Genomic DNA, 18159 nt, shown 5'->3' on the forward strand with positions numbered 1-18159 from the left:
CATGAAAAAGCGGACGGTCCCTAAGGTACCGTCCGCTTTGCATGACGCATGACGCGCGGCGGTTGATCGCCGTACGTCATGCCCCTGCGACTTAGAAGTCAGGCGTTTCCACCGGGCGCAGATCGAACACCAGCACTTCGGCGTCCTTGCCCTTCGCGAGCGTGAGCGCGGTTTCTTCGCGCACCCGCACGCCGTCGCCTTCACCCAGCGCGACACCGTTCAGTTCCACACTGCCGCGTGCGACATGCACGTAGGCGTAGCGGTTGGGCGCAATCGCCAGCGTGGCCGATTCGTCACCGTCGAACAGTCCGGCGTACACGCGCGCATCCTGATGGATGTGCAGCGAGTTGTCGGCGCCGTCCGGCGACATGATCAGGCGCAGACGGCCGCGCTTTTCTTCCGGCGAGAAACGCTGTTGCTGATACTCCGGCGTGATGCCTTTCTGGTTCGGCACGATCCAGATTTGCAGGAAGTGCACCGGCGAGGTCGGCGAATGATTGAACTCGCTGTGCGCCACGCCGCGTCCGGCACTCATCAACTGCACGTCACCCGGCTCGATCACGGAGCCCGTGCCCATGGTGTCCTTGTGTTCGAGCGCGCCTTCGAGCACGTACGAAAAGATTTCCATGTCGCGGTGCGGGTGCTTGCCGAAACCTTGCGCCGGGGCCACGCGGTCGTCGTTGATCACGAGCAGGTCGGAGAAGCCGACTTGCTTCGGATCGTAATAGTTGGCGAACGAGAACGTGTGATGCGAGTTGAGCCAGCCGTGATTGGCAACGCCCCGGTCGGCAGCTTGTCTGATGTCCAGCATGTTGGGCTCCTTGATGTTCGTCGATTCGGTTCGAATCAGTGAGAGGCGGTGATGCGGTGTTGATTGCCTCGATGACTCACATTTTAGGGTCCCCAACGAGAACTACAATCCGCCTGAATGGCGAATGATTGTCATGTGATAGGTGACAATTGTTGTGCCATGGATTGACGGGATTTCCGTGCGAAGGCCGGATAAATCCGAGTCGAGCGGTGAGATTTGCCGAAAAGTCGCGTGAAAACGGCAAAGACGTGCGGCCGATGCGCGCGTTGACGCACGATGTGCGAGACTACGAGCCTTCTTTCGCACCGCATGCTGGCCGCGTTGTGAGGCCACGGGTCTCGCAGCCACCGGACCTGCCGTGCCTCTCAGCCTGACCGCCCCCACTCTGGAGATTCGTCATGAGCCGCACCTTTGCCTTTCGTATCGTCAACGTTTTTGCCGAAACCACGTTCGGCGGCAATCCGCTGTGTGTTTTCGAAGATGCGCGCGGCATGAGCGACGACGAAATGCGAGCGCTGGCGCGACAGTTCAATCTGTCCGAGACGACATTCATCCTGCCGTCGGAGACCGCCGACGCGCACGTGCGTATCTTCACGCCCGGGTATGAAATGCGTTTTGCCGGTCACCCGACGCTGGGTACCGCGCATGTGCTGCGTTCGATGCGCAACCTTGGCGACTCGTTGACGCTGCAATTCGCAGCCGGTCTCGTGCCGGTGCAGGCCGAAGGCGATCATTGGACGCTCACGGCGCCGTCGCACGGCGAACCTAAGATCGTGAAGGCGCAGGAAGCCGATGCCGATATCGCGGCACTCGTGCGTCTGACGCGTGACGATCTGGCGCAATCGCCGCAGTGGGTCGATACCGGCGCCGATCAGTTGCTGATTCCGCTGAAGAACGCCGACGCAGTGGCCCGTGCCACGCCGGACAGCGCGCGGCTGGAACGCTGGCCGCTCTCCAGCCTCGAGCGCAAGACGGGCTACGTGTTTTCCATCGATGCGAATCATGGCGGCGAGCTGGAAGTGACCGCGCGCTACTTCTTCACGACGCAAGGCGGTGGCGTGAGCGAAGATCCGGGCACCGGTTCGGCCTGCGCGAATCTGGGCGGCTGGTTGATCGGGCAGGGCTATCCGTTGCCGGTGCGTGCACGCGTGTCGCAAGGCGACGCGATCGAGCGTCCGTGCCGCCTGACGCTCGAAGTGACGGCCGATCGCCAGATTCGCGTCGGCGGTAATGTGATCGAACTCGCGCGCGGCGAAGTCAGCCTGTAAGTCAGCCTGAAAGCCAGCCCGTAAGCGCGAGGGAGAGTTCAACGGATGTACGCATTGGCAGCGCCGGTCGAGACCGAGCTGGAAATCAAGAAGAGCCGGTTTATCGGCATTGTCATGCCCGTGGCATCCCGCGAGGCAGCAATGCGCGAACTCGACGCGCTGCGCGTGCGTTATCCCAACGCGACGCATTACTGCTGGGTGTTGTTGTGCGAAGGCGCGTCGGGTTTCGACGATGACGGCGAGCCCGGTGGCACAGCGGCCAAGCCAATGTACAACGTGCTGATGCACAAGGAGCTGGCCAATGTGCTGGCCGTGGTGGTGCGCTACTACGGCGGTATCAAACTCGGTGCGGGCGGCCTGACCCGCGCGTACGGACAGGCGGTGAGCGAAGCGCTGAAGCTGGCGACGCTGACCGCCGTCGAACCGATGGCGGAGCCGAGTTACCGGTGCAGCTTCGCGCACGAAGCGCCGCTGCGCCGGATTGCCGAGCGTCACGCGGCCACCGTACTCGATGTCAGCTACGACGACGGCGTAACCCTGCGGCTGAGTCTCAAGGCGCGCGATGTCGACGCGTTCGAGGCCGACGCTACCGAAGCGCTCAGCGGCGGACTCGAACGGGTCTAGGCAAGGCGCGATCTACGCTGCGAGACGTCGGCAAACAGGTCTTCGCCGAATGGCCGACATCACGGTGGCCGACGCCCGCACACCGCACATGCCTCCCAATTACCGAACGTTGATGACGCCGCGCATGCCGGCTTCGTAATGGCCCGGTTCCAGACACGCGAAGTCCACCGTGCCGGCTTGCGTGAAATGCCATACGAGCGTCTTTTGCTGACCCGGATCGACGGTGACCGCATTGGGCTCGGCGTGCGACATGCCGGGCATCTGCTGCATCATCTTCGCGTGTTCGGTGAGCGACGCTGCAGTGCCCAACATCATCTCGTGACGAATCTTGCCGCTGTTGGTAACGACGAAACGCACTGTGTCGCCACGGCGCACGGTGAGGGTGCCCGGCGAGAAACGCATAGAGTCGCGCATGTCGACTTCGACCGTGCGCGTAGCTTGCGCCGCGTCGCCCGCTTCACCGATATTGGTCGCGGCACCGTCGCCGTGCGCGTGCTGCATGTTGTGCATCGCGTGCGGATCGTCGGCAAACGCCGGGGCTGCTGAGACACTCAGCCCTAGCGCAGCCACTGGAATCAGCAAGCGAATGACATGGCGCGACGGCATGCGTGCGGACAAGGGCGATTGCGGCAGACGGGCAAGCTGACGGCGGATCTGACGGAAGTTGAACGAGCGAATCATGATTTGCCTCCGGTAACGGGCGGACGTTGAGAAGAAGGTGAAGCCGAGGGTAGCGTTGACGCATCGCCTTGCCACGCGCGCGCGACCGAGCCGCGTGGCGCGCCGGGCTTCTGGGCATACCAGCCGGGATCGCGATAACTGTCGCGCGGCTGGTCGCGCCGCACTTTTACGGTGGTGAACATGCCGCCCATTTCGATCGGCCCATACGGACCGGTGCCGGTCATCATCGGCAGCGTGTTCTCGGGCAGTGGCATCTCCATGCCGTTCATCGAGCCTCCGGTTTCTCCCATCGCCATATAGTCGGGAATGATGCGCGCAATCTTGCCGGCGATGTCACGTTGATTCACGCCAAGCATGGTGGGCACTTCGTGTCCCATAGGGTTCATCGTATGGTGCGATTTGTGGCAATGGAAGGCCCAGTCGCCCAGCTCTGTCGCCTCGAACTCGATGGCGCGCATCTGGCCGACCGCGACATCGGTCGTCACTTCGGGCCACTGCGCGGAGGGTGGCACCCAACCGCCGTCCGTCCCCGTCACCTTGAACTCGTGACCGTGCAGATGAATCGGGTGGTTGGTCATGGTCAGGTTGCCCACGCGAATGCGCACGCGGTCTCCCTGACGCGCCACCATCGGGTCGATGCCCGGAAACGCACGGCTGTTCCACGTCCACAGGTTGAAGTCGGTCATCTCGTTCACGCGCGGCGTGCGGGTGCCCGGGTCGATCGCATACGCGTTGATGAGAAACACGTAATCGCGGTCGACGGGCATCGCCGCCGGATCTTTCGGGTGCGTGACCCAGAAGCCCATCAACCCCATGGCCATCTGCATCATCTCGTCGGCGTGCGGGTGATACATGAACGTGCCCGCGCGCTTGGCTTCGAACTCGTAGACGTAGGTCTGCCCCGGAGCAATCGCACGCTGGTTGAGGCCCGCCACACCATCCATGCCATTGGGCAAGCGCTGGCCATGCCAATGCACGCTCGTCGCTTCGGGCAGACGATTGGTGACGTAGAGCCGCACGCGGTCGCCTTCCACGACTTCGATGGTCGGCCCCGGACTCTGGCCGTTGTAACCCCACAGATTCGCCTGCATGCCGGGCGCAATCTCGCGCACGACGGGCTCGGCAATCAGATGGAATTCCTTCACGCCATTGCGCATGCGCCATGGCAAGGTCCAGCCGTTGAGCGTGACGACGGGCCGGTATGGGCGCCCGTTGGGCGGCGCGTGCGGCGTCGCGGTGCTGGCGTCGCTGCGTGTGGCCGCTTCGGGGATAGCTGCGAGACTGGTGCGCTCGACGGCGGCCGTGCCCATCACCGCCAGACTCGCGTCACGCAGGAATCGTCGACGTGAAGTCATGCGCCACCTCCCAAGCTTTCACGCAACGCCGCATCGGCCAGCCAGAAGTCTGCGGTGGCGTCGATGTAGGCGAGCACGGTGTCGCGTTGTTCGCGAGCGTCCGTGAGTAAGTCGAACACGCTGGACAGCATGCCGTTGTAGCGCAGCAGCATTTCGTCGGAGACACGCTGGCGCAGCGGCAAGACCGTCACGCGATAGTGCTCGGCGATGTCCCACGCGGCGAGGGTTTGCGCGCGGCGGGTACGGACATCCGCACGCGCAGCGACGGCGGTATCGGCCAAACGATCGATGCGCTGTCGATAGCGCGCCTCCGCGCCGGCAACGCGAGCGGTGCCCCAGTCGAAGAGCGGCACTTCGAGCGAAATCTCGTAGCCGCGCTCGTTGGGTGAGCCCGTGGCGCTGTTGTCGCGATAGGACGTGTCGAGCACATTGATGAAGCGTGTCGCCTGCGTGAGGCCGAGATCGCTGGCCGTGGCGTCCAGTGCGGCGCGCGCCGCATTGATGTCGGGGCGCTCACGCATCGCCTGCGCTTCGGCATCGGGCCACGCCGGCCGCGTGCGAGGCAATGTCGGCAGGCGGGCAGGCAACGTGAACGTGAGCTGCTGACCCCATAGCCCCATCTGGCGCGCAAGTTGCTCGCGTGCCGTGTTGGCCTGCTCGCGGGCCCGTGCCAGCCGTGCAGCGGTATCGGCGTAGACGAGATTCTCCTGCGTACGGCGCATCGCGCTGAAATTGCCCGCACGCGCCATGCCGTCGGCCAGTTCGCTGGCGGTCTGCGTGGCGAGACTCGTCTGTTCGAGAATCTGCACGCGCTCTTGAGCGGCGACCGCCTCGACCCATGCCCGCCGGGTAAGCGTGGCCTGCTCGATGATGGCTTGCGTCACTTGTGCCTGCACTTGCGCGAACCGTCGCGCTTCGACACGCGACGCAAGCGGCATCGTCAGCACGCGCACGAAGTCGATACCCCACGTGCGCTCGATCGAGATGTCGCCACCGCCTTGCACGCGCTGAAAGGCAAAGCGCGGGTTGGGCAGACGGCCCGCTTGCACCAGCGAGGCTTCGGCGATGCCGAGCTCTGCATACGTGGCCTGCAAGCCGCGATGGTTGATGAGCGTGAGTTGCACCGCCGTGTCGATGTCGAGCGGCTTGGCGAGCAGGGCATCGCGCTGTTCGGCGAGCGCTTGCGTGGTGGCGTCGTCGCGCGCCCAGACGGCCGATTTCCCCAGCCGCTGTTGTGCTGCCTGCGCGACCGGCGTGAAGCCACCATCGTCGCTGAAGGTGGCGCAACCGGTAAGGGCTAACGCGGCGAGTGAGATGAGCGCACCTTGAGTGCGGCGGTGAAGGCGAATGGTGGGCGTCATCGCGTGCCTCCGCTCATGGAATGCCCGGCGTGCGGGTCTGCTGCGGCTGCCGGTGATGTTGCGTCCATCGTGGCGTGCCCCGTGTGGCTGGGTGCAGCAGGAGGTGTGGCTGATGACGGTGTCATCGCCCCATGCCCGGCGTGGGCGCCGGACGCCGCCGGCGTTGCCGGCATCGGCATGGCGTGATTCATTGCACCATGATCCATCTGGCCACCGCCGGACACGCTGGCATTCACCGCTCGCCAGTTGCCGGGCGGGACGGAGAGTGCCGGGCGGGCAAAATCATGCAGCACACCGGGGGCCGTGGATTGCCCCACAGGCGCGTCCGGATTGGCGGGATCGTAAGTTGCAATCGCAGCAGAAGCCTGCGACGCCCCAGCGGGATCGGTCGCCGCGTGTACCGGTGGCGCGCTGAACGCATACGCCACCGATAGCGCGGCTGGCACGGTGAGCGCGTGCCGTCGCAAAGAAAGAAGCATCATCGAAAGACTCGTCGAGCATGACGATGGTCGCGCTCATCGGTTCACGACGAGGCAGCGGACATCGCAAGTTCATCTGACGAACGGACGTGTCGAGCGCACCGCCAGCGATCGCTGAAAGCGCGCGTGGCGGGGCAGACGTCGGTTCGAACGGGAACAGTGACGGCGAGCGGTGCGCAAATTTAGCGCAAACGTCACACCATCAGAAACTCAGACGAGGGTGGCTTTAGGAGGACGCTCCAGCGCGGCAACGAACGCGCTGGCGGCGGACGTGCGCAGGAACGGAATGGCGGTGGAAGGCTGGGCGTCCGGCGTGCGGAGCGCCAGACTTTGCGGCAGTGCCGTGCACACGACGCACGCGGCGCATGCCGAGCAACTGGCGTGATGCGAGTGTTGTGTAGCGGTGTCAGATGAGGTGTCGTGGCCCGCAGCGTGAATCGTTGCGTCGTGGGTGCCGTCGCTGGCCGACACGGTGTCATGCGACATGTCACCCATCGCGTGATGCATCGTGTGTTGAGCGGTGCCATCAGCCATGACGGCATCGTTGTGCGCCATCGCGACCATGGGCATGGCGAGTTGCGCCACGCTTTGCACGGGCGAACCCGGCGCGCAATGCGTGCGCAGCGCGGCCAGTGCCTGTAACGGCAAGGTCACGCACAACAGCCACAGCACGAGGAGTTTGCGCCAGCGATTCATGCCGCGCAGTCTAGCATTGCCGGTATGCCGCTCGCAAATGTACGGAAATACGGACATACGAACGCATCGAGTTCGAAGGCCATGCCGGGTATGCGCGGCATGAGCCGCCTGCGTCAGTGCTCGAACAGATGGAACGACTCGAAGTGCGTGCGCCGCCGCGAGAGCGCGACCAGATTGACCACACACACCACTGCCACGAGTACGAACAGCGGCGCGGAGACTTCGATCGTATCGCTGGCGAGAAACGAGACGAGCGTGAGCGCCACCATCAACCCGAGCAATACCCATTGCAGACACGCGGCCAGCCGCAGATGCCGCTCCGACTGTGCGACCAGCACGACCAGCGAGACGTAGAACGGCGCAGCCAGCAGCGCCAGCGTGAACACGGCGAGGAGTACGCCGAGCACGCTGGCGAGCATTTCGTGCCCGTCGGCGGCGCTCGCTTGCACGCCCACTACGGTGGCCGCAGCGAGATAGAGCAACATCAGACCATCAAGAATGATCGCGAGTCGGTTCATGACATCTCTCCGACAGGGGGAAGGCGGAGGTCATATCGCCCCGCACGACAGGTGCGGGGGCCGGTAGCAGTCAGACAGTACGGTGGAGGCTAAGGTGCCCGGCGCGCCGCCGTCAGCGCGACGGCTCGTGGGGTGACGGGGGTGACGCAGAAGAGGGCGCTGCGTTCGACGGCGGCAGCCCCCCGGGCGAGCACAGGTCGAGCCAGCCCGTGGCGGCATCGATCGCGGCAGGGTCTTGCGCGGCTTGCATCCGGTAGACGGTCACATTGCCGGCATCGTCCGAGCAGAAGAGGTCGCGCTCGAGGTCGGCAATGATCTCGAGCCGCTGCTGAAAACGGTAGAAGCCGATCGGCGTGAGGTCCTGCACCAGCGCAGCCAAGGTCTCGGGGTAGAGATAGAGGCGGCGCGGCCAATGCCCATGACGCCGGCGAAACTTGCCGAGGGCCGCGAGCACATGCGCGAGCGTGCCGCCATGTCCCCGCAGGTAATAGGTGGCTTGGGAGAGATCGGGGGCGATGGCGGCGATCGGACCGATCGCGTGAACAGACCCCGCCGCGCCAACGGGACCAAGGGGACCAATGGGACCAACAGAGCAGATGTCGCCGGGAATCGTGGGGTAGCCCATGATGTCACCCCGCGCGACGCGTGCAGACACGAGCACACCCGAACGGGTGCACTGCCAACGACAGACAGGTATCCACAAACACTCCGTTGACTTCCCGAAGTTGAGTGCCCGGTGAATATTGCTCTTGTGCTTTGATAGTTGCAGACGGCTGCGGGCAGCGATATCCGCACTTTCGCCTAATCCGTCGTCATGAGGCGACAGCGCAAGTGGGAGCGTTTCGCAGGCACCAATGGAAACCGGCGGACTAAGCCGCCGGTTGAGGCCCCATCGGGGCATCGCCAGCCGCGTGTACCGGCGCGGCATGGTAAGGGCCAAGAAGACTTGGCACCAGGGGGCACTGCCACAATGCATTGAACCGTCGCCGGTTCCGGCCGCGCCCATGCAGTTTGACTGCCCTCCGAGTATAGGTCGCAAGACTGACGAGTGAATCGGCCTTTTGGATGAGCATGGGGGCGCGCATGGGGACGCGAATGGGGACGTGCACGGGAATGCGCGCGGGACCAGTGCGGGGCCAGCGCGAACTAACCCGCCCGTCAGCACTCGAATTGGCGCACCATTTCCCCTGTCACCGTGGTTTCGTCCGGGCCCGGTTTGCGTTCTAATGACGCCATATTCCCGCGTTATTCCGCGGATGTGCCCGATGCAGGACAGTCAAACATTCCTATGATGGCAACGAATTCACTAAAACAATGGGCCTTGCTGGCCTGTCTGTGCGCAGCGCAGACGGCCTTTGCGGCCGACCAGTGCGAGGGCATCCTCCTGCTGGCCAAGAGCGCGCAGAACGGCTTTGAAGACATCACCGGCCCGCTCGCGGCCAAGAACGATCGCGGCGAAAGCTATCAGGCGACCTATTCGGTGCCGGGCGGCGATTGCAAGGTGTTCCGGGCGACCGGGCTGGCACCGACCTATGAGTGCGTCTGGGATTACCAGAAGATCACGCCGATGGATCTGCGCACGCAGGCACAAGGCTTTGCCACACAGGTCTCGCGCTGCACCCGTGGCGTGACGACGTTGCGCACGACCACGACCAACTCCGCCGGTTTGCCCGCGGAATGGCAGAGCGCGAGCAAGAAGTACGCGCGTCCGGTCAACTTCACGGTCACGGCGCAAGACCTGGTGACGCCGCGCGGCGAGCGCATGCGCGAGATTTCGCTGTCGGTCGAGAAGCAGTAAGCAGGTATAGGGCGGACAAAAAGCAGGTCATCAGCCGGCAGAATTCAGGCGCTCGCCCAAGCGAATTGCGTAGCTACAACGCGCAGTTACAAACGGTTGCACACCGCCCCGCGCGTTAACATCTTTTCGGTCGACGCTCATTCGGCTGACCCGGTACATTCATTCTTGAGGCGTATGGCGCGGGCAAGACCTGCGCACGCGAAGGTTGCGTGACTGGCGCCTCGTGCCAACCGGCCCCACCCTCGGGCCGGCCGATGTCGGTCGAAAGCCGGCGATATCGAAATGAGTGCCCGTATCCGCTGCTGTCTCCTCTTGCTGCTCGTGTGCGCCTATCCTGCCTTTGCAGAAGGCGGGCGTGGACGCGACCCGCTCGACGTCAACAAGGCGTCGTTGCGCGAGGACATCAGCCGCTTCAGCGCCGACCGCGGTCGCGGTCAGTCTGCCTACCCGAACTGGGCCGCACCGGCCGAACCGCGCGAGCGGCAGTACACCCCCCAAGGTGGTCCGCGTGGCCCGCAAGGCGGCGGTGGCCGTCGCGAGCGTTAATCCCGCGCGGCGCTGTCCGCGCCAGCGTCAGTCCCCCTGATTATTTTCTCTGAGTGAACCGAATGTTGCATATGTGCAACATTGGATGCGCTCGTCAGTCCGCAATGCCGACTTCAGGTCGCGCTTCATGACCCTCCATCAATCGCGCACATCACAGCGAATGTGAGTGTTTGCTAACCCGGCAATATAAGGGATATATCGATCCTGTTATACCGAGGTTAATTGTGGCGCAGGTGGTCGTCCGAATTTTGTCTCTCCACCATTTCCCGGCCACCTCATGTGGTGATTTTTCTACGCGGTTTCGGCGTACCGAGGCCGCGGGGGCTGTGCGAGAATCACGGCCGTTCAACAGGGAGGCGCTTCGCAAGCAGGCGCCGGCAGGGCCCGCGCAGGGGCGGGAGCAGGCACACAAAATACTCAAACCAAGGAGAAGTCAATGAAGCGGAGCATGGCCAAGGGCCTGGGCGGGGCAATCATTCTGGGCGCGTGCATGAGCACGTCGGCGTTCGCACAATCGAACGTCACGCTGTACGGTCAGGTGGATGCCTTTGTGGGCGCGGTGAAGAACCCGGGCGGCAATACGGCATGGACGCAGGGCGGCGGCGGGATGTCGACGTCGTACTGGGGCATGAAGGGTAGCGAAGACCTCGGTGGCGGCCTGAAAGCCGTGTTCGTGCTCGAAGACTTCTTCCGTCCGCAGAACGGTCAGTACGGCCGCTTCCAAGGCGACTCGATGTTCTCCCGTAACGCGTACGTCGGCCTGTCGTCGGACACCGCCGGTACCGTCACGATCGGCCGCCTGACCACGTCGTACTTCGTCTCGACGATCCTGTTCAACCCGTTCGTCGATTCGTACACGTTCAGCCCGATGGTGTTCCACACCTTCATCGGTCAGGCCGGGCAAGGTATCGTCGGCGACTCGGGCTGGAGCAACGGCGTGATGTACACCACGCCCAACTTCAAGGGCCTGTCGGGCAGCGTGTCGTACGCGTTCGGCAACAAGGCGGGTGAAGCCGGCCAGAACAAGTGGAGCGCCTCGGCGCTGTACTTCAACGGTCCGTTTGCTGCGACCGTGGCTTATCAGCAAGTGAAGTTCGACTCGGTCCCCGACGATATGGCCGGCATGCCGGGCTTCCGCAGCCAGCAGGCGCTGCAACTGGGCGCGACGTACGACTTCCAGATCGTGAAGCTGTTCGGCCAGTACCAATACATTCGCAACAACGTGACGGGTGGCGGCGTGTCGGAAAACGGCGGCCAGCTCGGCGTGTCGGTGCCGCTGGGCAACGGCAGCGTGCTCGCGTCGTACGCGTACACGAAGAGCTCGGGCGCGACCAACGTCAACCGCAAGACGTGGGCACTGGGTTACGACTATCCGCTGTCCAAGCGCACCGACATCTACGCGGCTTACATGATGGACAAGGTGAGTACGCTCTCGACGGGTAACACGGCGGGCGGCGGTATTCGCATGAAGTTCTGATGTCGCGCGGTGCGGCAGCGATGCCCGCACCGCTCGTGTCCGGCAGAGGGGCAGACGCCAATTTGGGGTGCGTCTGCCCCTTTGTCGTTTCTGCACCCCGCGTTAGCCGAGACACGGCTTGTGAGTTCCGCACAGCGGTTTCCTGTGTCACTGATCCGACGTGTCCGCGCTATGATTTGTGCACCGAAAATCCACCAGACACGGAGCAGAGACGACATGACGATTCAACACGTAGGCATCATTGGCGCGGGCACGATGGGTAACGGCATTGCGCAGGCCTGTGCGGTGGCCGGACTGCCGGTCACGATGGTCGACATCAGCGACGCCGCCGTGAACAAGGGGCTCGCCACCATCGCCGGCAGCCTCGATCGCCTGATCAAGAAAGACAAGCTCACGACGGCGGAAAAAGAAGCCGCGCTGGCGCGCATTTCGACGTCGACCGATTACGCAGCACTCGCCGGTGCCGACATCGTGATCGAAGCGGCCACCGAGAACTTCGACCTGAAGGTGAAGATCCTCAAGCAGCTTCAGGGCGTGGCCAAGGCCGATGCCATTCTCGCGTCGAACACGTCGTCGATCTCGATTACCAAGCTGGCCGCCGTCGTCGCGAACCCGTCGCAGTTCATCGGCATGCACTTCTTCAACCCGGTGCCGCTGATGGCGCTGGTGGAAATCATTCGCGGCCTGCAAACGAGTGACGAAACGCACGCCCGCGTCGATGCGCTCGCCCGCCAACTCGGCAAGTCGCCGATCTCCGTGAAGAATGCGCCGGGCTTCGTGGTGAACCGCATTCTCGTGCCGATGATCAACGAAGCTTTCTTCGTGCTGGCGGAGAACCTCGCGACGCCCGAAGAGATCGACGAAGGCATGAAGCTCGGCTGCAATCACCCGATTGGCCCGCTCGCACTGGCCGACATGATCGGGCTCGACGTCTGCCTCTCGGTGATGAACGTGTTCTACGAAGAGTTCGAGGACTCGAAGTACCGTGCGTGCCCGCTGCTCAAGGAAATGGTGGCGGCCGGTTATCTCGGCCGCAAGACCGGCCGCGGCGTCTACACGTACTGAGCGAACTGAGCGCGCTTCACGGGTTCGCCTGGGCAGCCGGCTTCTGAGGCGGTTTGCCCAGCGGACGCGTCACCGAAATGCGATAGGGCTCGCCGCGCCGGTAACCGGCGTCTTCGAGCGTCGGCGCGAGCATGTCGCTCACTTCCCGTTCGCTGCGCGCCTGCTCGAACGTCACCATCTTGATTCGGCTCCACGGGTCGAAGAGCCGGCTGCGATAGCGCGACGACAAGATGGCCCGGGCAAACTCCAGATGTGTCAAACCATCCTCCAGCCCCTCGACCGGCGGCTGCGGTGTTGCCATCTCCAGCATCCGGATGAGCACGGGCGACTCCGTATAAAGCAGCATGACGTGCGCCGGCCTGTTTTGCGGGCGCAGGGTGACCATGCGCAGTCGCGATTTCGGCACACCGCGCGCCAGCATGAAGTGAAGTAACATCTCGGCGTTCTCGTGGCAGAACGCTTCGAGACCCGGCCGCTCGAGGTAGTACATCGCGGTCAGCTCGGCGGCGCGCCGTTGTTGCCGGGACAACGGCGCCGTCGGATCGATATCGCGCAGCCCCTCCATGAGGACTTCGCGGATGTCGGTAATCGAGTTGTCGCGAAACAGCCGGAGATCGTGGCGATTGCTGCGGAGCAGACGCAACTCGCCAAGCGTATCGAAGGCCTCCTGAATCGCATCGCGCACCCGCTGATCGGCAATGCCGACAAGATTGAGCACGTACCCGCGAATGCTGTCCGTGACGCTGCGCGGCGTGTCCATTCGGCTTTGCGCGCAGCCGCCACCGCACAACCGCAGAGGCGCGTAGGCATACCACTGGCCGGTGGCCGGATCGAATCTCACCGGCACTTGCGGCTTGCCGGCGTGCGGGGCATCGACGTACCAGTAATCACCGACTTTGGATCGCTGTACGCGATAGTGGCCGCCGGTGCCTCGCAGGAAGAAACGGCTCCCTCGCAGGACAAGTCCGGGCAGCAGTCGCGTGAGCGGTGCTGTGCGCGGCAGCGACTGTGCGTAGCCGCGCAAGAACTCGCTTTCGCCGTGGATGGGCATCGCCGATCGGGCGCCGGCACGGCGCGCAGGCGACGGCTTCACTACGGAGCGCCACTGTGTCGATTCCTCGAAATCGGGCGGCGGCGGGGCAGTGTCGGCCGCTCCTTTGCGCTGCGCAACGCGGTGCGGTGCCGTTGCCTCGGCGAGGCGTTTCGATGTGCCCGTCAGCCGGTGCGGTTCACCCGGCATATCCACGATATCCATGCCGCGCAAATCGGAATTCGAGAGTACCGCCGCGACCCGGCGAACCTCCGGCGCGCGCCCGGCGAGGGTTTACGACATGAGCTGCGCGACGTCGCCGGGCACACGAAGGAGTTGCACGCCCGGGATCAGGCCGGTGGCGTAGTCCAGCACGCGCATGCGGCCGCGCAGTTGTTTGCGTGTCGTCGCAGGCATGTCGTGTCCTGTCGAAACGACATAGGCATCGCTGACCGACTCGGCGAAGTTTGCGAATGGCGAGCCCCCCGAGGCCAACGCTTTCAAGACATCGTTCCTGCTGTAGTCGGTCTTGATCGGAGCGTGAGTGATGGGCTCGATGAGCACGTCGGAAGATGGCGCGTCGGTGTCACGCGCTTCGGTATCACGCGTTCCGGCCGCGTCGCGTGGCCGTGCGATGGCGACCGGCAACGCAATGTTCGCGACGAGCAGCAATGCACCGGCCATCGGCCACCCGAGCCGCGATGCGCGGGCGGACGAACGGTTGTCCGAGATAGAGGAAGATCGATTCGTCGTTTGCGCTGCCGGCCTGCATCGTCGATGAACGCGCCGAATCTCCACCGCGGCACTCGTCTCCGAGGAGCGACGTGGCGGTTGTCGCGCCACGGCCGATGGCAAACCGTACCGAAGTGCGACAGGATCCGCGTGCCGCTGTGCGCGCTTCATCATGACGAATCCTTCGCATCTTGGGGAATTCGTTCGCTGCGCGGTGACGACCCGCCCGGCGACGACAGACTGGTGGAACTGGTGCGCGGTGTACCCAGCGGACGGGTGATCGACACGAAGAAGGGCTCGCGGTTACGTGCTCCCGCGTCTTCGAGCATGACGCGCAAGGTGTCGAGCACCTCGTGCTCGCACCGCGCGCGCTCGAACAACTGCATCTTGATTCGCCCCCATGGGTCGAGCAGCCGTGTGCTGGCGCGCGTGGCGTAAATCTCCTGTGCGAAGGTCAGGTCGGTGATGCCGTCGATGCGTCCGTCTACCGCAGGCTGCGGCGTCGCCCAGTGAAGCATCTGAATGACATTCTTCGATTCCGTGTAGAGCACCATGACGTGCGGCGGCCGGTTGCGCGGGCGCAGCGTAATCATGCGGATTCGGCTCGCCGGCACCTGATTGGCGAGCATGAAGTGGAAGAGCACTTCGGCGTTCTCTTGGCAGAACGCCTCGGAATCGGGATGTTCCAGATAGTAGAGCGCGGTGCATCTGGCGGCCTGCCGCTGTTGCTCAAGCAGTGGCGCATGACGATCGATGCGGCGCATGGCGTTCGATAAGCTCTCCCGGATCTCGACGATCGAGTTGTCGCGCCGTGGCCGCAGATCGTCACGATTGGTACGCAGCAGGCGCAGCTCGCTCAGGTCGTCGTAGGACTCCTGAATAGCTCGGCGTACCTCGGGCTCGCGAATACTGGAGAGATCGAAAACCATGCCGAGCATGCTGTCGCTGTTGCTGGCCACTTGTGACGACTTGCTCGATCCGCAGCCGCCCCCGCACAGACGCAAGGGGGCGTGGGCCCGCCATTTTCCTGTCGCGGTGTCGTAGATCACCGGGATTTGCGGTTTGCCGGCCTCGTGGGTATCGATGAGCCAGTGGTCGCCCGTCTTCTGGCGCTGCATGCGGTAGTAACCGCCTGTGCCGCGTATGAAGTAGTTGCCATCCGCGACGACGATGCCGTGCAACGTGTCCGGTCCTTCCGGACCAGCGGGCATGGGACTGTGAAGCACGTTCTCGGGAAGCGGTTGCGCGTAGCCCGTGAGGTGTTCGCGCTCTCCTGTCACGATCTCCGGCAAAGCGAACGCCGGGGTGTCGATGGGCGTTTGCAACGTCTCGGACGTGAGGACCGGTGCAGGTTCGCCCGCGGGGTCGTGGGCCAGCTCGCGCGCTGCAAGGGGGCGTACGTTGTTCGCGGGCGTGTGTCTTACCGTGCCCTGACGCGAAGGCGACTCCATGCCACGCAGGTTGGTGTTCAGCAAGACAGCGATGAGACGACTGCTCTCGACGGGCTTGCCCGCGTGCTGATCGGCAAGAATTTGCGCGACTTCGGCGCTCAGTCGTGAGAGCGCCGCGCTGGGCAGCATGCCGGTGAGCAGATCGGCGGTGAGGGTGCCCTTTCGAAATTTCTCGCGCACTTCGGTGCTGACGTCGTTGCCCGTGAGCGCCGTGTAGGCGTCGGCAATCGATTCGCCAAGATTACGGAACGGCGCGTTGCCTGACGCAATGGCCTTCAGGATGTCGTCGACGCTGTAATCGGTCTTTACGGCGTCGGGAATCAACGGCCTGATCACGACATCGGGCCATGACGTCGTGGCGATCTCGGTGGCGTGAAATGGGGGCAATGCGGTGCCCACGGATGCCGCACGCCATGCCAGCGCCGGGCCGGTGTCGGGCGGTGACGGGGCCTCGGGTGCCGGCCGCGGGACTGCCGCATGTGTGGGGAGCGCGAGGGTGGCAACGTTGGCGACGAGCAGCAGTGTCCATGCCATTTGCCATGCCGCGTTGGCGGAGGTCGGGGGTGTCGTGGGTGTCGCTTTCGGTGCCGCCGCGTTTGTTTTGGACCTTTCGGACGCTTGCGACGGTTTGACGGCCCGAGCACCTGCGTTCGCGTGTATTGGGCGAGGCGGCGTGGGCGGGTGTCTGGCAGGCAGTGGCGGGCGCCGCCGCGTGTTGGCGGGCAATCCGTAGTGCGGCGTTACGACAATGGCACGTCGATGCGGGACATGCGGCATGGTGGGCTCTCCGAAAGAAGAGCCGCGCACGCGCGGTGCACACCAGCTTGTTGCGTTGCCGGCGGCACTCGCGCAATGCACGGCCCGGATCGGAGAGACTCAGCCCGATGTGACGATCAGGCTTGTGTGCCCGAAGGACGCACTGTGGTTTTCGGCCGGATCGTCCGTGTGGCTTGTGCGCTCAGCGCGCGAGGCGTTGGCGGGTCTCGTCGTATTCCTGTTTGAGTCGCGCGACGATCTCGGCGGCCGGGCGCACATCGTCCATCAGGCCCACGCCTTGGCCTGCACCCCAGATGTCTTTCCACGCTTTCGCTTTGGCGAAGTTCATCGCGGTCTTGTCGGCCGTGGGCAGGTCATCGGGGTCGAGCCCGGCATTCACGATGCTCTGGCGGATGTAGTTGCCGGACACGCCGGTGAAGAGATTCGTGTAGACAATGTCGTTGGCGCTCGCGTCGACAATCGCCTGCTTGTAGCTGTCGCTCGCATTGGCTTCGCTCGATGCGATGAAGCGCGTGCCGATATAGGCGAGGTCGGCGCCCATCGCCTGCGCCGCCAGAATCGAACCGCCGTTGGCAATGGAACCGGAAAGCACGAGCGGGCCGTCGAAAATCTTGCGCACTTCACCGACGAGCGCGAACGGCGAGAGCGTGCCCGCGTGACCGCCGGCTCCGGCCGCGACGAGAATCAGTCCGTCGACGCCTGCTTCGAGGGCTTTGTTGGCGTGGCGCAGATTAATGACGTCGTGCAGCACGATGCCGCCGTAGCTGTGCACGGCGTCGAGGACTTCTTTGGGCGGCGCGCGCAGACTCGTGATGAAGATCGGCACGCGGTGTTCGACGCAAACGCGCACATCGTGTTCCAGCCGTTGGTTCGACTGATGCACGATCTGGTTGACGGCGAGCGGGCCGACCACGGCATCCGGATTGGCGGCTTTGTACGTCGCGAGTTCTTCGGTAATGCGGGCGAGCCAGTCTTCGAGGATCTGCGGTTCGCGCGCGTTGAGCGCGGGGAACGAACCGACGATGCCGGCCTTGCACTGCGCGAGCACCAGTTCCGGATAGCTCACGATGAACATCGGCGAGGCCACCACGGGCAACGCCAGGTTTTGCAGAATCTTGGGAAGCGCCATGAAGTCTCCTTGTGCGGGACGCTCCTGTGCAGGAGCGGAGTGGCACATTGGCTGGGAATGCCGGTGGCTATGTGAGTTCGCAACGTGCGTTCGCCGCTTTCGCGAACGATCGTTCGATTATAGGGGGATTCGTTTGTCACCCGGGGTGAACAGACTCGAAGAAAGCTTCGGATTGGTGGCGGATGGATGGTGCGCCGAAGGCTGTTCGGGCCGGCATCAGGGAAAGTCCTCTTGGAGCGACTTCGCGACCCGACTAGTATGAATTCGCGTGCCACGCAGTGCCGGTAACACGGCGCCGCAGGACGGGCGCCGCGTTAGCGACCGCGGCATTCGGCCGGCACGTCACGTCCTCAAACGCCGT

18 protein-coding genes are annotated in these 18159 nt (G+C 64.0%); 6 read left to right on the forward strand and 12 right to left on the reverse strand.

The features are described from left to right. Positions 1-91 precede the first annotated feature (91 nt). Positions 92-811 carry a pirin family protein gene (locus PIN31009_RS02480; RefSeq protein ID WP_150682866.1) on the reverse strand — a complete coding sequence of 240 codons (720 nt, stop codon included), beginning with the start codon at positions 809-811 and terminating at the stop codon, positions 92-94. Between the two features lie 398 nt (positions 812-1209). Between PIN31009_RS02480 and PIN31009_RS02485 the strand changes: the two genes are divergently transcribed. Both PIN31009_RS02485 and PIN31009_RS02490 read left to right on the forward strand, forming a co-directional pair. Continuing rightward, complete coding sequence (locus PIN31009_RS02485) at positions 1210-2079, forward strand: PhzF family phenazine biosynthesis protein (RefSeq protein ID WP_150789194.1); 870 nt, start codon at positions 1210-1212, stop codon at positions 2077-2079. A gap of 45 nt (positions 2080-2124) precedes the next feature. After that, positions 2125-2703 carry an IMPACT family protein gene (locus PIN31009_RS02490; protein ID WP_150789195.1) on the forward strand — a complete coding sequence of 193 codons (579 nt, stop codon included), beginning with the start codon at positions 2125-2127 and terminating at the stop codon, positions 2701-2703. A 99-nt stretch (positions 2704-2802) separates the two neighbouring features. Here the strand turns inward: PIN31009_RS02490 and PIN31009_RS02495 are convergent, their stop codons facing one another. From PIN31009_RS02495 to PIN31009_RS02525, 7 genes are all read right to left on the reverse strand, one after another. After that, on the reverse strand, positions 2803-3309 hold the full coding sequence (locus PIN31009_RS02495; RefSeq protein WP_150789624.1) for a cupredoxin domain-containing protein: 507 nt from the start codon (positions 3307-3309) through the stop codon (positions 2803-2805). Between the two features lie 71 nt (positions 3310-3380). Further along, entirely contained in the window at positions 3381-4739 is a 1359-nt protein-coding gene (locus tag PIN31009_RS02500; RefSeq protein ID WP_150789196.1) for a multicopper oxidase family protein, read from the reverse strand. Beyond that, positions 4736-6100, reverse strand: coding sequence for a TolC family protein (locus tag PIN31009_RS02505; protein ID WP_150789197.1), 1365 nt, complete (start codon positions 6098-6100; stop codon positions 4736-4738). The genes PIN31009_RS02500 and PIN31009_RS02505 overlap by 4 nt, the downstream gene beginning before the upstream one ends. Continuing rightward, entirely contained in the window at positions 6097-6582 is a 486-nt protein-coding gene (locus tag PIN31009_RS27810; RefSeq protein ID WP_174996901.1) for a hypothetical protein, read from the reverse strand. The genes PIN31009_RS02505 and PIN31009_RS27810 overlap by 4 nt, the downstream gene beginning before the upstream one ends. 207 nt (positions 6583-6789) lie before the next feature. Continuing rightward, positions 6790-7275, reverse strand: coding sequence for a hypothetical protein (locus PIN31009_RS02515; protein WP_150789198.1), 486 nt, complete (start codon positions 7273-7275; stop codon positions 6790-6792). A gap of 113 nt (positions 7276-7388) precedes the next feature. Further along, positions 7389-7793: a hypothetical protein gene (locus PIN31009_RS02520; RefSeq protein WP_150682872.1), complete on the reverse strand. Its 405-nt coding sequence runs from the start codon at positions 7791-7793 to the stop codon at positions 7389-7391. 112 nt (positions 7794-7905) lie between these two features. Further along, positions 7906-8418, reverse strand: coding sequence for a hypothetical protein (locus tag PIN31009_RS02525; protein ID WP_150789199.1), 513 nt, complete (start codon positions 8416-8418; stop codon positions 7906-7908). Positions 8419-9081: 663 nt separating this feature from the next. On the opposite strand from PIN31009_RS02525, the gene PIN31009_RS02530 reads away from it, so the two are divergent. From PIN31009_RS02530 to PIN31009_RS02545, 4 genes are all read left to right on the forward strand, one after another. Next, positions 9082-9591, forward strand: coding sequence for a hypothetical protein (locus tag PIN31009_RS02530; protein WP_150682874.1), 510 nt, complete (start codon positions 9082-9084; stop codon positions 9589-9591). 282 nt (positions 9592-9873) lie between these two features. Then, the gene (locus PIN31009_RS02535; protein WP_150682875.1) at positions 9874-10137 is read left to right on the forward strand and encodes a hypothetical protein; all 264 of its coding nucleotides are present in this window, start codon (positions 9874-9876) and stop codon (positions 10135-10137) included. Positions 10138-10573: 436 nt separating this feature from the next. Further along, positions 10574-11614 (forward strand): porin, encoded by a 1041-nt coding sequence (locus PIN31009_RS02540; protein WP_150682876.1) that lies wholly within the window; start codon positions 10574-10576, stop codon positions 11612-11614. Positions 11615-11830: 216 nt separating this feature from the next. Beyond that, complete coding sequence (locus PIN31009_RS02545) at positions 11831-12679, forward strand: 3-hydroxybutyryl-CoA dehydrogenase (RefSeq protein WP_150789200.1); 849 nt, start codon at positions 11831-11833, stop codon at positions 12677-12679. Positions 12680-12695: 16 nt separating this feature from the next. On the opposite strand, the gene PIN31009_RS02550 is transcribed toward PIN31009_RS02545, so the two are convergent. The 4 genes from PIN31009_RS02550 to PIN31009_RS02565 all read right to left on the reverse strand — a co-directional run bounded on the left by PIN31009_RS02550 (position 12696) and on the right by PIN31009_RS02565 (position 17798). Further along, complete coding sequence (locus PIN31009_RS02550; RefSeq protein ID WP_150789201.1) at positions 12696-13934, reverse strand: hypothetical protein; 1239 nt, start codon at positions 13932-13934, stop codon at positions 12696-12698. 69 nt (positions 13935-14003) lie between these two features. Further along, entirely contained in the window at positions 14004-14393 is a 390-nt protein-coding gene (locus PIN31009_RS02555) for a hypothetical protein (RefSeq protein WP_150789202.1), read from the reverse strand. 218 nt (positions 14394-14611) lie between these two features. Further along, positions 14612-16426, reverse strand: coding sequence for a hypothetical protein (locus PIN31009_RS02560; RefSeq protein ID WP_150789203.1), 1815 nt, complete (start codon positions 16424-16426; stop codon positions 14612-14614). Positions 16427-16850: 424 nt separating this feature from the next. Then, positions 16851-17798 carry an NAD(P)H-dependent flavin oxidoreductase gene (locus PIN31009_RS02565; protein WP_150682880.1) on the reverse strand — a complete coding sequence of 316 codons (948 nt, stop codon included), beginning with the start codon at positions 17796-17798 and terminating at the stop codon, positions 16851-16853. Positions 17799-18159: the final 361 nt, after the last annotated feature.

The sequence above is a fragment of the Pandoraea iniqua genome (assembly GCF_902459685.1).
Lineage (GTDB): Bacteria > Pseudomonadota > Gammaproteobacteria > Burkholderiales > Burkholderiaceae > Pandoraea > Pandoraea iniqua.

What these genes read in the sequence shown, in the direction of transcription:
- PIN31009_RS02480 (WP_150682866.1), bottom strand. Translation starts at nt 811, where the DNA reads ATGCTGGACATCAGACAAGCTGCCGACCGGGGCGTTGCCAATCACGGC.
- PIN31009_RS02485 (WP_150789194.1), top strand. Translation starts at nt 1,210, where the DNA reads ATGAGCCGCACCTTTGCCTTTCGTATCGTCAACGTTTTTGCCGAAACC.
- PIN31009_RS02490 (WP_150789195.1), top strand. Translation starts at nt 2,125, where the DNA reads ATGTACGCATTGGCAGCGCCGGTCGAGACCGAGCTGGAAATCAAGAAG.
- PIN31009_RS02495 (WP_150789624.1), bottom strand. Translation starts at nt 3,309, where the DNA reads ATGCCGTCGCGCCATGTCATTCGCTTGCTGATTCCAGTGGCTGCGCTA.
- PIN31009_RS02500 (WP_150789196.1), bottom strand. Translation starts at nt 4,739, where the DNA reads ATGACTTCACGTCGACGATTCCTGCGTGACGCGAGTCTGGCGGTGATG.
- PIN31009_RS02505 (WP_150789197.1), bottom strand. Translation starts at nt 6,100, where the DNA reads ATGACGCCCACCATTCGCCTTCACCGCCGCACTCAAGGTGCGCTCATC.
- PIN31009_RS27810 (WP_174996901.1), bottom strand. Translation starts at nt 6,582, where the DNA reads ATGATGCTTCTTTCTTTGCGACGGCACGCGCTCACCGTGCCAGCCGCG.
- PIN31009_RS02515 (WP_150789198.1), bottom strand. Translation starts at nt 7,275, where the DNA reads ATGAATCGCTGGCGCAAACTCCTCGTGCTGTGGCTGTTGTGCGTGACC.
- PIN31009_RS02520 (WP_150682872.1), bottom strand. Translation starts at nt 7,793, where the DNA reads ATGAACCGACTCGCGATCATTCTTGATGGTCTGATGTTGCTCTATCTC.
- PIN31009_RS02525 (WP_150789199.1), bottom strand. Translation starts at nt 8,418, where the DNA reads ATGGGCTACCCCACGATTCCCGGCGACATCTGCTCTGTTGGTCCCATT.
- PIN31009_RS02530 (WP_150682874.1), top strand. Translation starts at nt 9,082, where the DNA reads ATGATGGCAACGAATTCACTAAAACAATGGGCCTTGCTGGCCTGTCTG.
- PIN31009_RS02535 (WP_150682875.1), top strand. Translation starts at nt 9,874, where the DNA reads ATGAGTGCCCGTATCCGCTGCTGTCTCCTCTTGCTGCTCGTGTGCGCC.
- PIN31009_RS02540 (WP_150682876.1), top strand. Translation starts at nt 10,574, where the DNA reads ATGAAGCGGAGCATGGCCAAGGGCCTGGGCGGGGCAATCATTCTGGGC.
- PIN31009_RS02545 (WP_150789200.1), top strand. Translation starts at nt 11,831, where the DNA reads ATGACGATTCAACACGTAGGCATCATTGGCGCGGGCACGATGGGTAAC.
- PIN31009_RS02550 (WP_150789201.1), bottom strand. Translation starts at nt 13,934, where the DNA reads ATGGATATCGTGGATATGCCGGGTGAACCGCACCGGCTGACGGGCACA.
- PIN31009_RS02555 (WP_150789202.1), bottom strand. Translation starts at nt 14,393, where the DNA reads ATGGCCGGTGCATTGCTGCTCGTCGCGAACATTGCGTTGCCGGTCGCC.
- PIN31009_RS02560 (WP_150789203.1), bottom strand. Translation starts at nt 16,426, where the DNA reads ATGGCATGGACACTGCTGCTCGTCGCCAACGTTGCCACCCTCGCGCTC.
- PIN31009_RS02565 (WP_150682880.1), bottom strand. Translation starts at nt 17,798, where the DNA reads ATGGCGCTTCCCAAGATTCTGCAAAACCTGGCGTTGCCCGTGGTGGCC.